Genomic DNA, 12,708 nt, shown 5'->3' on the forward strand with positions numbered 1-12,708 from the left:
AAGGAGCTGGGAACATGGATGAACAACTGACAGATCGTAAGAAACGAATTCTCAAGGCGATCATCAGAACATACATGGAGACAGGCGAACCGGTAGGATCCAGGACGATTTCCAAGGATAAGGATCTGAATGTCAGCTCAGCAACAATCCGGAATGAGATGTCTGATCTGACAGAGATGGGATATATTGTTCAGCCACATACATCGGCAGGAAGAATACCTTCCGATAAGGGCTACAGGCTTTATGTGGATGAGCTGATGCGCGAGAAGGAGGATGAGATCGAGGAACTCCGTAATCTGATGATTGAGAAGACTGACAAGATGGATAAGGTGCTTAAGAAAGTAGCACGTGTTCTTGCTTCCAACACCAATTACGCGACGATGATTTCCGTTCCTCAGTACAGCGGAAGCAAGCTGAAATTTATTCAGTTATCCCGTGTCAATGAATTGCAGCTGGTAGCAGTTGTTGTATGCGAAGGCAATGTCATCCGAAATCAGATCATCGATCTGGATGAAGAGATGGACGATGAGACGATCCTGAAGCTGAACCTGCTTCTGAATACCAATCTGAACGGACTGCCGATCCAGGATATCAACCTTGGCATGATCGCCAGATTGAAAGAACAGGCAGGCATTCACAGCGGACTGGTGGCAAGAGTGCTGGATGCAGTTGCAGCTACGATTCATGTTGATGAAGACGATATGGAAATCTATACGTCAGGAGCCACGAACTTCTTTAAGTATCCGGAGTTATCCGATACGACGAAGGCGACCGGCCTGATCTCCACATTTGAAGAGAAACAACAGCTGGTGGATCTAGTCAAGGAGCGTATGGCAGATGACAGTACCGGAGTTCAGGTGTATATCGGAGATGAACTTCCGATCTCGACTATGAAGGACTGCAGTGTTGTGACTGCAACCTATGAGCTGGGCGAAGGAATGCATGGAACGATCGGTATTGTAGGTCCGAAACGAATGGATTATGAGAATGTGGTAAACAGTCTGAAGACCCTCAAGGTAGAACTTGATCAGGTTTTCACCAAAAATAAAAGCAATGAAGACGGCTAGAAGCCAGAGCAGAAAGGCGGTAAAAAAAAGTGTCAGAAGTAAATAAAAATGCGGCAAATGAGCAGGAAGAAACAGAGAAGGATATTCCGGAAACAGAAACTGTGAACGAGCCGACAGAAGAATCGCCGGAAGCAACGGCAGGACAGGACGCACAGGCGGAGGAAACTGCCCAGGCAGATGACGATAAAGAAACAAAATCCAAAACATCTTTCTTCGGCAAGAAGAAAAAGGACAATAAATTAGAGCAGCAGGTTGAAGAACTGACAGACAGACTGAAGCGAAGCATGGCTGAGTTTGACAACTTCCGTAAACGTACAGAGAAGGAGAAATCCAGTATGTATGTGATCGGTGCGAAGGACATCATCGAGAAGATGCTTCCGATTGTGGATAACTTCGAAAGAGGTCTTACACAGGCTCCGGAAGGTGATCCGTTTGCAGATGGCATGCAGAAGATCTACAAACAGCTTATCACTACGATGGAAGGCATGGGAGTAGAACCGATCGAAGCTGTCGGCAAGGAATTCAACCCGGATTTCCATAATGCAGTGATGCATGTGGAGGATGAATCTGTTGGCGAGAACATCATTGTAGAGGAACTCCAGAAGGGTTACACCTACAAGGGATTCGTAGTTCGCCACAGCATGGTCAAAGTCGCAAACTGACCTAGAGTACTTAATAAATACAAGCGTAGCGCAGTATGAATTTAGTACGAAGGTCGTTCGAAGGAACTTAATGAGTCCGACTGAAAGGAAGGACGAATTTAGTGAATCGAACTTCATTATTATCAGATATTTAATTCAGGAGGAATATTATCATGGGAAAAATCATTGGTATTGACTTAGGTACAACAAACAGTTGTGTAGCCGTAATGGAAGGTGGACAGCCGACCGTTATCGCTAATACAGAAGGCGCAAGAACTACACCGTCTGTAGTTGCTTTTACAAAAACAGGAGAACGTCTCGTTGGTGAGCCTGCAAAACGTCAGGCAGTGACAAACGCAGACAGAACAATCTCCTCCATCAAGAGAGAGATGGGTACAGATTATCGTGTAACAATCGATGATAAGAAATACTCTCCGCAGGAAATCTCCGCAATGATTCTTCAGAAACTGAAAAAAGACGCAGAAGGATATCTTGGAGAGAGCGTAACAGAGGCTGTTATCACAGTTCCGGCTTACTTCAACGATGCTCAGCGTCAGGCAACCAAGGATGCCGGTAAGATCGCAGGTCTTGATGTAAAACGTATCATTAACGAGCCTACAGCAGCAGCTCTTGCTTATGGTCTTGACAACGAGAAAGAGCAGAAGATCATGGTTTACGACTTAGGTGGTGGTACCTTCGACGTATCTGTTATTGAAATCGGTGATGGAGTTATCGAGGTTCTTTCCACAGCAGGTAACAACCGTCTTGGTGGTGATGACTTTGACCAGAAGGTTACAGACTGGATGATCGAAGAATTCAAGAAAGCTGAGGGCGTAGACTTAAGCGCAGACAAGATGGCTCTTCAGAGACTGAAAGAAGCAGCAGAGAAAGCCAAAAAAGAACTTTCTTCCGCAACAACAACAAACATCAACCTTCCGTTCATCACTGCAACAGCAGAGGGACCGAAGCATTTCGATATGAACCTTACAAGAGCTAAATTTGATGAGCTGACACATGACCTGGTAGAGAAAACAGCTGAGCCGGTTCGCCGTGCACTGTCTGACGCAGGTATCACAGCTTCCGAACTTGGTCAGGTACTTCTGGTAGGTGGATCCACACGTATCCCGGCTGTACAGGATAAGGTAAAACAGCTGACAGGCAAAGAACCAAGCAAATCTCTGAACCCGGATGAATGTGTTGCACTTGGTGCTTCCGTACAGGGTGGTAAACTTGCAGGTGATGCAGGTGCCGGTGATATCCTTCTTCTGGATGTTACTCCGCTGTCACTGTCCATCGAGACAATGGGTGGTATCGCAACTCGTCTGATCGAGAGAAATACAACAATCCCGACCAAGAAGAGCCAGATCTTCTCTACAGCAGCAGATAACCAGACAGCAGTAGATATCAACGTAGTACAGGGTGAGCGTCAGTTCGCAAAAGACAACAAATCTCTCGGACAGTTCCGTCTGGATGGAATCCCGCCAGCACGTCGTGGTGTTCCGCAGATTGAGGTTACATTTGATATTGATGCCAACGGTATTGTAAATGTTTCTGCAAAAGACCTTGGAACAGGTAAAGAGCAGCACATCACAATCACAGCTGGTTCCAACATGTCTGACTCCGAGATCGACAAGGCAGTCAAAGAAGCTGCTGAGTTTGAAGCTCAGGATAAGAAACGTAAAGAGGGAATCGATACAAGAAACAATGCAGACTCCATGGTATTCCAGGTTGAGAATGCACTCAAAGAAGCAGGCGACAAGATCGATGCTAACGACAAAGCAGCTGTTGAGACAGACCTGAATGCACTGAAGGATCTCCTTGCTCAGACTGCAAATGCAGAACTGACAGATGCTCAGATCGCAGACATCAAAGCAGCTCAGGAAAAAATGATGGAAAGTGCTCAGAAACTTTTCGCTAAAATGTACGAGCAGACACAGCAGGCAGGCGGCCAGGCTGGCCCGAACCCGGGAGCAGGTGCAGCTCAGGGTGGAAATGAAGCAGGCTACAATGATGATGTTGTGGACGCTGACTACAAAGAGGTCTAAAAGTTACTGAGAAACAGATTAAATAATCATAAAGCCTCCGGTGCAGATGTCAGGTCTGCACGGGAGGCATCTTGGATATAAGAACTAAAGTAACTATTCAGAAGGTAGAGGATACTGAACAGTTAAGAACTAAAACTAAAGCATATAGGAAAGAGAAAAGATGGCTGATAAAAGAGATTACTATGAGGTCCTGGGTGTCAGCAAGACTGCCAGTGATTCAGAACTGAAGAGCGCGTACCGAAAATTAGCCAAAAAATATCATCCGGACGTAAACCCGGGAGATAAAGAAGCAGAGGCAAAGTTTAAAGAAGCTACAGAAGCATACAGTGTCTTAAGTGATGCAGACAAACGTAGACAGTACGATCAGTTTGGTCACGCTGCATTTGAGCAGGGTGGCGGTGGAGCCGGCGGCTACGGTGGATTTGGCGGTTTCGATGGCGCAGATATGGGAGACATTTTTGGAGATATTTTCGGAGATCTGTTCGGAGGCGGCGCAAGACGCCGTGCCAATAACGGACCAATGAAAGGTGCCAATTTACGTGCCCGTGTAAATATTACTTTTGAAGAAGCTATATTTGGCTGTGACAAAGAACTGGAGATCGTGCTGAAGGATGAATGTACTACCTGCCATGGAACAGGTGCAAAACCAGGAACACAGCCAGTTACCTGTCCGAAATGTAAAGGTGAAGGTCAGATTGTCTATACACAGCAGTCCATGTTTGGTATGGTCCGTAATGTACAGACCTGTCCGGACTGTAATGGAACCGGTAAGATCATCAAGGACAAATGCAGTGCCTGCCGTGGAACAGGATATACTTCTGCGCGCAAGAAGATTCAGGTTTCTATCCCAGCCGGTATCGACAATGGACAGAGCATACGCATCCGTGAGAAGGGAGAGCCGGGTACAAACGGCGGCCCGAGAGGCGACCTTCTTGTAGAGGTAAATGTAGCCCGTCATCCGATCTTCCAGAGACAGGATATGAATATCTATTCTACCGCACCACTGACTTATGCACAGGCAGCTCTGGGCGGTGAGATCCATATCAATACTGTTGATGGTGATGTTGTGTACGAAGTGAAACCGGGAACCCAGACAGATACACGTATCCGTCTTAAGGGTAAGGGTGTTCCTTCCCTGAGAAACAAAAATATCCGTGGTGATCACTACGTTACACTGATCGTTCAGGTTCCGACCAAGCTTAACGAGGAGGCAAAAGAAGCACTTCGCAGATTTGATGAGGCCTGTGGAAATGTCACCCTCGATGAAAAAAAGGGCGGTTCTGAGAAGAACGAAAAGAAGAAAAAGAGCTTTATGGATAAACTCAAAGAGACATTTGAGGACTAAAAATAACAGAAACTTTAAGGAAAAGAGGGTTTCCCTCTTTTCTTTTTTTGTGCTTTCATGTATATTAGATAGAAGGGTTAAAAGACAAGAGCTGTTCGTACCTGAATGGTGATTTAGAATGGGTGTAACTATTCAGAAGGTAGTATCCCGCGAGGCGTTTTGGCATGTTTTTTGCCAAAATCCCGAGACATATAAGGCAAAATGCCATCACCGAAGGTGATTTGGAATGCATTTTGACTCGTAACTGTGAGGGTACTGAACAGTTACGAATGGTTTTTCCCAGGTTAAGTAAGGGTTTAAGCCATGGAACAGTCGGATAATCCGTAAATATCGTAAAGTTGTCGTATAGAATAAGACAGGAGATTTGATATATGAAGTGGAATCGTTTTACCATTAAGACAAAAACAGAGGCAGAAGATATGATCATCTGCACACTGGCAGAGATTGGCGTGGAGGGTGCTGAGATCCAGGATCACCAGCCGCTGACAGAGGAAGACAAGGCACAGATGTTTGTTGACATTATGCCGGATGGACCGGAGGATGACGGGATTGCCTATCTGAATTTTTATCTTGAGGAGGACGCAGACAAGGAGAGCATTCTTCGCGATGTGAGAAACGCACTGGAAGAGCTGCGTACTTTTATGGATATCGGAGAGGGTACCATCGAGGAATCACAGACAGAGGACAAGGACTGGATCAATAACTGGAAGGAATTTTTCCATCAGTTTTATGTAGATGATATTCTGATCGTTCCGTCCTGGGAAGAAGTCGCAGAAGAAGACAAGGACAAAATGATCCTTCACATCGATCCGGGTACAGCCTTTGGTACCGGTATGCATGAGACTACACAGCTGGTGATCCGTCAGCTCAAGAAATATGTGACCCACGGAGCGGAGATCCTTGATGTCGGAACTGGAAGCGGAATTCTTGGAATCACAGCCCTTAAGCTTGGTGCCGGTCATGTTGTGGGAACAGACCTGGATCCGTGTGCTGTTTCTGCTGTACAGGACAATAAAGAAGCGAACCAGATCGAGGATGACACCTTTGATATGATGATCGGTAACATCATTGATGATGTAGAAGTACAGAATGAAGTCGGATATGAGAGGTACGATATTGTAGCTGCCAACATTCTCGCAGATGTGCTTGTGCCGCTGACACCGGTGATCGTTCACCAGATGAAAAAGGGTGCATATTATATCACTTCCGGTATCCTGGATGTCAAAGAAGAGGTTGTCAGAGAGGCAGTAGAGAAGGCCGGACTTACTCTGGTGGAAGTTACAAAGCAGGGTGAGTGGGTCTGCGTAACAGCAAGAAAGGACTGATTTCATGCAGAGGTTTTTTGTAGAGCCGCATCAGATCGATGAAGAAGCCCATCAGATCCATATCACAGGAAGTGATGTAAATCATATCTCCAACGTTCTCCGCATGAAGACGGGAGAGGAACTGTGGATCAGTGACGGAAGTAAATATGAATACCGCTGTACGATCGAGAGCTTTGAGCCGGATGAGGTGCTTTTGCATATCGTTTATTCGCAGGAGCCGGAGTATGAGCTCCCATGCCGGATTTACCTGTTTCAGGGCCTGCCGAAGGCAGATAAGATGGAACTCATCATACAGAAGGCGGTTGAACTCGGTGCGTACGAAATCATTCCAGTGGAGACAAAACGATGTGTGGTAAAGCTGGATGGCAAGAAATCAGCCAAAAAGACAGCCCGCTGGCAGCAGATCGCAGAGAGCGCGGCAAAGCAGTCCAAGCGTATGCTGATCCCGAACGTACATGAAGTGCTCACCTTCAGAGAGGCTCTGAAATACGCGGAATCCATGGATGTTCGTCTGGTTCCCTATGAACTTGCCAGGGGAATGCAGGAAACCAAAGAAATTCTGGCGGGGATAGAGCCGGGACAGTCTGTCGGGATTTTTATCGGACCGGAAGGTGGATTTGAAGAAAAAGAAATAGAAGCAGCAATTGAAGGCGGAGCGAAGCCGATCACTCTGGGAAGGCGAATTCTCCGCACAGAGACAGCAGGACTTGCGATTTTGTCTGTCCTGATGTTCCAGCTTGAAAACTAAGCGAAATAAAAGAGGATATTATGGAAATTTATTTTGATAATTCTGCTACGACCAGATGCTATGATTCCGTAAAGGATATCGTAGTTAAGACCATGACAGAGGATTTCGGAAATCCGTCTGCCATGCATCTTAAGGGTGTGGATGCGGAAAAATATGTAAAAGAATCAGCAAAGACGATTGCCGGTATTCTGAAGGTGCAGGAAAAAGAAATCCTGTTTACCTCAGGCGGCACAGAATCGGATAACCTTGCACTCATCGGTGGTGCAATGGCAAATAAGAGAAACGGAAACCACATCATCATTACATCGGTAGAGCATGCGGCAGTCAGTCAGCCGGCACTGTATCTTCAGGAACAGGGCTTTGAGATCACCTATCTTCCTGTGGATGAGCAGGGAAGAGTAAAGATGGATGCGCTGGAGGCTGTCTTAAGACCGGATACGATCATGGTATCTACCATGCTTGTAAATAACGAAGTTGGTACAGTGATGCCGGTGGAAGAAATCGCAAAGATGGTCCACGCCAAAAGCCCGAAGGCACTCTATCATGTAGATGCGATCCAGGGCTTTGGCAAATACCGCATCTACCCTAAAAAGATGGGAATCGATCTTCTTGCAGTCAGCGGACATAAGATCCACGGACCAAAGGGTGTCGGATTTTTGTACATCAATGAGAAAGTAAGGATCATCCCTCAGATTCTGGGCGGCGGTCAGCAGAGTGGTATGCGTTCCGGAACGGATAATGTACCGGGAATCGCCGGCCTTGGCGTGGCAGCAGGTCAGATTTATAAGAATCTGGATGAGAATGTAGAGCATATGTATCAGCTCAAGGAGCATATCGCAGAGGGACTTTCTCAGATCGAGGATATCCGTATCAATGGAATGCCTCTTCGCGAGGGGGCACCGCAGATCTTAAGCATCAGTGTCATGGGAGTTCGAAGTGAGGTTCTGCTTCACTCACTGGAGGACAAAGAAATCTATATTTCGGCAGGAAGCGCATGCTCCAGTCACAAGAGAAAGCCAAGTGCAACCTTAAGTGCAATGGGAATGTCCAAGGATCAGATCGAGAGTACTGTCCGTTTAAGCTTCTGTGAGGAAAACACGATCGAAGAAGCGGATCAGTTCCTGGAAACCATGAAAACACTGGTTCCGATGCTCAGACGATATTCAAGAAAATAATATATAATTCAGGTGAGAAACCTGATAAAAAAACAGGAGGAGAAATACCAGTATGATATTTCATGCATTTTTGATCAAATATGCAGAGATCGCTATCAAGGGAAAAAACAGATATCTTTTTGAAGATGCCCTTGTAAAACAGATGAAACTGGCTCTGGAGCCGGTAGAGGGCGAATTTACAGTAACAAAGGAGCAGGGCCGTGTATATGTGTTCTGCCCGGAGAAATATGATTTTGATGAAGCGGTGGAGGCACTGCAGCGAGTGTTCGGCATTGTGGGCATCAGCCCGGTTGTGATCTATGAGGATCAGGGATTTGAACAGATGGCACAGGATGTCGTAGCTTATATGGAAGCAAGATATCCTGGATATGCAGGAAGCTTTAAGGTGTATACAAGAAGAGCAAAGAAATCCTATCCGATCACTTCCATGGAAGTCAGCGCAGGGATCGGAGAGAAAATCCTGGATGCGTTCCCGCAGGCTTCTGTAGATGTGCATCATCCGGAGATGACCTTATCCGTAGAGATTCGAGACAAGATTTATGTATATTCCGAAACTATTCCGGGTCCGGGAGGAATGCCGATCGGAACAAACGGAAAGGCCATGCTTCTTCTTTCCGGTGGTATTGACAGCCCTGTTGCAGGATATATGATCGCAAAGCGTGGTGTCAAGATAGAGGCAGTTTATTTCCATGCTCCGCCGTACACCAGTGAGCGTGCGAAACAGAAGGTTGTAGATCTTGCGAAGCTGGTAGCCCGCTACAGCGGACCGATCCGTCTTCATGTAGTCAACTTTACCGATATTCAGCTTTATATTTACGATCAGTGCCCGCATGAGGAACTGACGATCATCATGCGTCGTTATATGATGCGTATTGCAGAGCATTTTGCCCGCAAGGATAAATGTCTTGGACTTATCACTGGTGAGAGTATTGGTCAGGTGGCAAGCCAGACCCTGCAGAGTCTTGCTGCGACAGACGAGGCGTGTGAACTTCCGGTATATCGTCCGGTGATCGGCTTTGATAAAGAAGAAATTGTTCAGATTTCTAGAAAGATCAATACATTTGAGACATCCATCCAGCCGTTCGAAGACTGCTGTACGATCTTTGTTGCAAAACATCCTGTAACAAAGCCGAACCTCAAGGTGATCCGCAGATCTGAGGAGAAACTGAGCGAGAAGATCGATCAGCTGATGGAAGAAGCACTGGCTACAACAGAAATCATTGAAATTCAGTAACAGATCCTGAAAAAAGGTACAAAAAAACAGCTTCATATGTGGTTGCACAATGAAGCTGTTTTAAAACTGTCTGATGTGTCCGGTCAGAAACCGGAACGATGCAGAATCACTCAATGACATATGGCGTAACAACAGCCAGGATAGAATCAAGAGTACTTCCTTCTGCGTGAATGTTCAGGTTGATCGGTTTGGAAAGATCAAGGCTGAAAATACCCATGATAGATTTGGCATCGATTACATATCTTCCGGATACCAGATCAAAATCGCAGTCGAATTTACTGATTTCGTTCACAAATGCCTTCACTTTATCGATGGAATTCAGGGAAATCTTTAATGTTTTCATGATGATTAATCCTCCTTTTATGTTCTTTCAACAGTAATCTTACCTGTACCCCCTGAAAAAGTCAAGGGAAATATAATGAAATTTCGGTTAAAAACTCTGGCAAAGTCTGAAAAAATTAAAACAACTAAAAGAATGATCGAGGTAAAATATGAGTAAAAAAGTTGCCCTTCACAATCTGGGCTGCAAAGTAAATGCATATGAAGTAGAGGCCATGCAGCAGCTTCTGGAGAAAGCAGGATATGAGATCGTTCCTTTTGAAGAAGGGGCGGATATTTATCTGATCAATACCTGTACAGTCACCAATATCGCAGACCGTAAATCCAGACAGATGCTCCATAAGGCAAAGAAAATGAATCCGAACGCCATTGTTGTGGCGACAGGATGTTATGTCCAGACAGATACACAGAAGCTGGAAGAGGACAGTGCGGTGGATCTGATCCTTGGAAACAATCAGAAAAAGCAGATCGTAGAAGCACTGGAAGAATATGAAAAAGAACACACCAAGAAAGTAAAAGTGATCGAGATCAACAAGACAAAAGAATACGAGGATCTTTCCATAGGCTATACGGCAGAACATGTACGGGCCTATATCAAGGTGCAGGACGGATGCAACCAGTTCTGTACGTATTGCATCATCCCTTATGCGAGAGGCCGTGTTCGCAGCAGAAAGATTGCTGAAGTGCTGGACGAGGTACGGGCACTTGCAGCAAGAGGCTATAAGGAAGTGGTTCTGACCGGAATTCATTTAAGCTCCTATGGTGTGGATTTTAAAGAGGAAGAAAGGGAGAGTCTTCTGTCACTGATCCAGGCCGTGCATGAGGTGGAGGGTATCCAGAGAATCCGTCTGGGTTCTTTAGAGCCGCGTATTATTACAGAGGAATTTATGGAAGGAATCTCATCACTTCCGAAGGTCTGCCCGCATTTCCATCTTTCCCTGCAGAGTGGATGCGATAAGACACTCAGAAATATGAACCGCAGATACAGTGCGGCAGAATATGCAGAGAAATGTGAGCTTATCCGTAAGTTTTATCCTTCCCCTGCCCTGACAACGGATGTGATCGTAGGGTTCCCGATGGAGACAGAAGAAGATTTTGAGGAGTCTTATGAATTTGTAAAAAATATCCACTTCTATGAGACACATATTTTTAAATATTCCAGAAGACAGGGGACAAAGGCGGCGGTTATGGAGGGACAGCTTACCGAGGCTGTCAAATCCATCCGGAGTGAAAAGATGATCGCTCTTCATGAAATTCGTGCAAAAGAATATGAGACATCCATGATTGGAAAGACGCTGGAGCTGCTTCTTGAGGAAGAAGTAGAAATTAACGGAAAGACATATTTCATGGCACACAGCAAAGAGTATGTACGTGCTGTGATCGAGAAGACGAAAGACCACAAAGTCAATGATCTTGTCAGAGCAAAAGCGGTTGATTTTGCAGATGAACATGTGCTTCTTGCAATTTGTGAAGAATTATATTAGAATAAAGAAGAAATCTTATTAAGGACGTGAGAGAAAATGACAGAAAACAATTTAGGAAATACACAATATTTCAGAACAAAACCAGAACAGGAACTGGAAGTAAAGGAAGTCCTGGACCTGGTGTACACCGCAATGGACGAGAAAGGATATAATCCGGTCAATCAGATCGTAGGTTATATTATGTCCGGAGATCCAACTTACATCACCAGCCATAAGGGTGCCAGAAGCATGATCATGAAAGTTGAGAGAGATGAACTGGTAGAGGAACTGTTAAACGAGTATATTAAGAACAAATCCTGGGAACGTTGATCATGAGGATTCTTGGACTTGATTATGGATCTAAGACAGTTGGCGTGGCAGTCAGTGACCCTTTGGGACTGACTGCCCAAAGACTGGATACGATCTGGAGAAAACAGGAAAACAAGCTGCGACAGACCCTTGCGAGTATAGAAGCTCTGACGAAGGAATATGATGTAGAGCGGATCGTGGTCGGTTATCCGAAGAATATGAACAATACTGTAGGGGAACGTGCAGAGAAAGCGCTGGAGTTTGGTGAGATGCTGAAGAGGCGTACAGGGCTTGAGGTTGTTATGTGGGACGAAAGACTGACAACCGTTGAGGCAGACCGCACCCTTATGGAGGCGGGTGTGCGCAGAGAGAACCGTAAGCAGTATCTGGATGGACTTGCAGCAGTTTTTATTTTACAGGGATATCTTGATTCTCTGACAAAATAAGGGTGATAAAATGGAAAAAATTAAATTTCAGTCTCCGGACGGAACAGTAGAAGAATTCTACATTGAAGAGCAGACTATGATAGGAGGAGTATCTTACCTTCTGGTATCGGATTCCCTGGATGAGGAAGCGGTTGCATATATCCTCAAGGATGTTTCCGAAGGTGAAGAGCCGGAGGCCTGCTATGAGATGGTAGAGGATGACGAGGAATTGCAGGCAGTTTACAAGGTTTTTGAGCAGATGCTTGATGACGTAGACCTTGAAATGTAAGCAGGCAGATCATAACTGCCGGGATAGTGAGCAGTTACGCAGAACCAAATACAGTCTGCATAGTTGGAAGGAATGCCGCCGGTATTCCTGATTAGTGTGCACAAAACGCACAGAATAATTTGGAGGTGCTTGATTGAAGAATGAACATAATATAACTGAAAATACAGCTGAAGCAAAAGAAACACAACGAAGATACAGCAGTTATGACAAAAGACCGAACGATAACAAGAGACCGTCAAACAGAAAAAACAGTTATCGTTACAATAAATCACAGAAGAATAACAGATACACTGAGCGAAGCGA

The 12,708-nt window shown here is 45.4% G+C and carries 13 protein-coding genes; 12 read left to right on the top strand and 1 reads right to left on the bottom strand.

The window, feature by feature from the left end:
- Window positions 1–14: 14 nt before the first annotated feature.
- The 8 genes from hrcA to thiI all read left to right on the top strand — a co-directional run bounded on the left by hrcA (window position 15) and on the right by thiI (window position 9,580).
- Window positions 15–1,067 carry a heat-inducible transcriptional repressor HrcA gene (gene hrcA / locus GT674_RS01620; protein ID WP_161284048.1) on the top strand — a complete coding sequence of 351 codons (1,053 nt, stop codon included), beginning with the start codon at window positions 15–17 and terminating at the stop codon, window positions 1,065–1,067.
- 29 nt (window positions 1,068–1,096) lie between these two features.
- Complete coding sequence (gene grpE, locus GT674_RS01625; RefSeq protein WP_161284049.1) at window positions 1,097–1,729, top strand: nucleotide exchange factor GrpE; 633 nt, start codon at window positions 1,097–1,099, stop codon at window positions 1,727–1,729.
- Window positions 1,730–1,881: 152 nt separating this feature from the next.
- Window positions 1,882–3,753 (top strand): molecular chaperone DnaK, encoded by a 1,872-nt coding sequence (dnaK, locus tag GT674_RS01630; protein WP_161284050.1) that lies wholly within the window; start codon window positions 1,882–1,884, stop codon window positions 3,751–3,753.
- A gap of 160 nt (window positions 3,754–3,913) precedes the next feature.
- On the top strand, window positions 3,914–5,098 hold the full coding sequence (gene dnaJ, locus GT674_RS01635) for a molecular chaperone DnaJ (RefSeq protein ID WP_161284051.1): 1,185 nt from the start codon (window positions 3,914–3,916) through the stop codon (window positions 5,096–5,098).
- A gap of 371 nt (window positions 5,099–5,469) precedes the next feature.
- Entirely contained in the window at window positions 5,470–6,423 is a 954-nt protein-coding gene (gene prmA, locus GT674_RS01640) for a 50S ribosomal protein L11 methyltransferase (protein ID WP_161284052.1), read from the top strand.
- A gap of 4 nt (window positions 6,424–6,427) precedes the next feature.
- Window positions 6,428–7,171: a 16S rRNA (uracil(1498)-N(3))-methyltransferase gene (locus tag GT674_RS01645; protein ID WP_161284053.1), complete on the top strand. Its 744-nt coding sequence runs from the start codon at window positions 6,428–6,430 to the stop codon at window positions 7,169–7,171.
- Window positions 7,172–7,191: 20 nt separating this feature from the next.
- Window positions 7,192–8,346, top strand: coding sequence for a cysteine desulfurase family protein (locus GT674_RS01650; RefSeq protein ID WP_161284054.1), 1,155 nt, complete (start codon window positions 7,192–7,194; stop codon window positions 8,344–8,346).
- Window positions 8,347–8,398: 52 nt separating this feature from the next.
- Window positions 8,399–9,580 (top strand): tRNA uracil 4-sulfurtransferase ThiI, encoded by a 1,182-nt coding sequence (thiI, locus tag GT674_RS01655; RefSeq protein ID WP_161284055.1) that lies wholly within the window; start codon window positions 8,399–8,401, stop codon window positions 9,578–9,580.
- A gap of 106 nt (window positions 9,581–9,686) precedes the next feature.
- Here the strand turns inward: thiI and GT674_RS01660 are convergent, their stop codons facing one another.
- The gene (locus GT674_RS01660) at window positions 9,687–9,923 is read right to left on the bottom strand and encodes an HPr family phosphocarrier protein (protein ID WP_161284056.1); all 237 of its coding nucleotides are present in this window, start codon (window positions 9,921–9,923) and stop codon (window positions 9,687–9,689) included.
- Between the two features lie 148 nt (window positions 9,924–10,071).
- Between GT674_RS01660 and mtaB the strand changes: the two genes are divergently transcribed.
- The 4 genes from mtaB to GT674_RS01680 are packed head-to-tail and all read left to right on the top strand — an operon-like array spanning window position 10,072 to window position 12,405.
- A complete protein-coding gene (gene mtaB / locus GT674_RS01665; RefSeq protein ID WP_161284057.1) occupies window positions 10,072–11,403 on the top strand; it encodes a tRNA (N(6)-L-threonylcarbamoyladenosine(37)-C(2))-methylthiotransferase MtaB in 1,332 nt (443 codons plus the stop codon).
- 36 nt (window positions 11,404–11,439) lie between these two features.
- Window positions 11,440–11,712, top strand: a complete 273-nt coding sequence (locus tag GT674_RS01670) for an IreB family regulatory phosphoprotein (RefSeq protein WP_161284058.1) — start codon at window positions 11,440–11,442, stop codon at window positions 11,710–11,712.
- A 2-nt stretch (window positions 11,713–11,714) separates the two neighbouring features.
- The gene (gene ruvX / locus GT674_RS01675; RefSeq protein ID WP_161284059.1) at window positions 11,715–12,137 is read left to right on the top strand and encodes a Holliday junction resolvase RuvX; all 423 of its coding nucleotides are present in this window, start codon (window positions 11,715–11,717) and stop codon (window positions 12,135–12,137) included.
- A 10-nt stretch (window positions 12,138–12,147) separates the two neighbouring features.
- A complete protein-coding gene (locus tag GT674_RS01680; RefSeq protein ID WP_161284060.1) occupies window positions 12,148–12,405 on the top strand; it encodes a DUF1292 domain-containing protein in 258 nt (85 codons plus the stop codon).
- Window positions 12,406–12,708 lie beyond the last annotated feature (303 nt).

It is taken from the genome of Blautia sp. BIOML-A1 (assembly GCF_009883055.1).
Classification (GTDB): domain Bacteria; phylum Bacillota; class Clostridia; order Lachnospirales; family Lachnospiraceae; genus Blautia_A.

Excerpts from the sequence above, each read along its gene's own strand:
- hrcA (WP_161284048.1), top strand. The coding sequence starts at position 15 with ATGGATGAACAACTGACAGATCGTAAGAAACGAATTCTCAAGGCGATC.
- dnaK (WP_161284050.1), top strand. The coding sequence starts at position 1,882 with ATGGGAAAAATCATTGGTATTGACTTAGGTACAACAAACAGTTGTGTA.
- dnaJ (WP_161284051.1), top strand. The coding sequence starts at position 3,914 with ATGGCTGATAAAAGAGATTACTATGAGGTCCTGGGTGTCAGCAAGACT.
- prmA (WP_161284052.1), top strand. The coding sequence starts at position 5,470 with ATGAAGTGGAATCGTTTTACCATTAAGACAAAAACAGAGGCAGAAGAT.
- GT674_RS01645 (WP_161284053.1), top strand. The coding sequence starts at position 6,428 with ATGCAGAGGTTTTTTGTAGAGCCGCATCAGATCGATGAAGAAGCCCAT.
- GT674_RS01650 (WP_161284054.1), top strand. The coding sequence starts at position 7,192 with ATGGAAATTTATTTTGATAATTCTGCTACGACCAGATGCTATGATTCC.
- thiI (WP_161284055.1), top strand. The coding sequence starts at position 8,399 with ATGATATTTCATGCATTTTTGATCAAATATGCAGAGATCGCTATCAAG.
- GT674_RS01660 (WP_161284056.1), bottom strand. The coding sequence starts at position 9,923 with ATGAAAACATTAAAGATTTCCCTGAATTCCATCGATAAAGTGAAGGCA.
- mtaB (WP_161284057.1), top strand. The coding sequence starts at position 10,072 with ATGAGTAAAAAAGTTGCCCTTCACAATCTGGGCTGCAAAGTAAATGCA.
- GT674_RS01670 (WP_161284058.1), top strand. The coding sequence starts at position 11,440 with ATGACAGAAAACAATTTAGGAAATACACAATATTTCAGAACAAAACCA.
- ruvX (WP_161284059.1), top strand. The coding sequence starts at position 11,715 with ATGAGGATTCTTGGACTTGATTATGGATCTAAGACAGTTGGCGTGGCA.
- GT674_RS01680 (WP_161284060.1), top strand. The coding sequence starts at position 12,148 with ATGGAAAAAATTAAATTTCAGTCTCCGGACGGAACAGTAGAAGAATTC.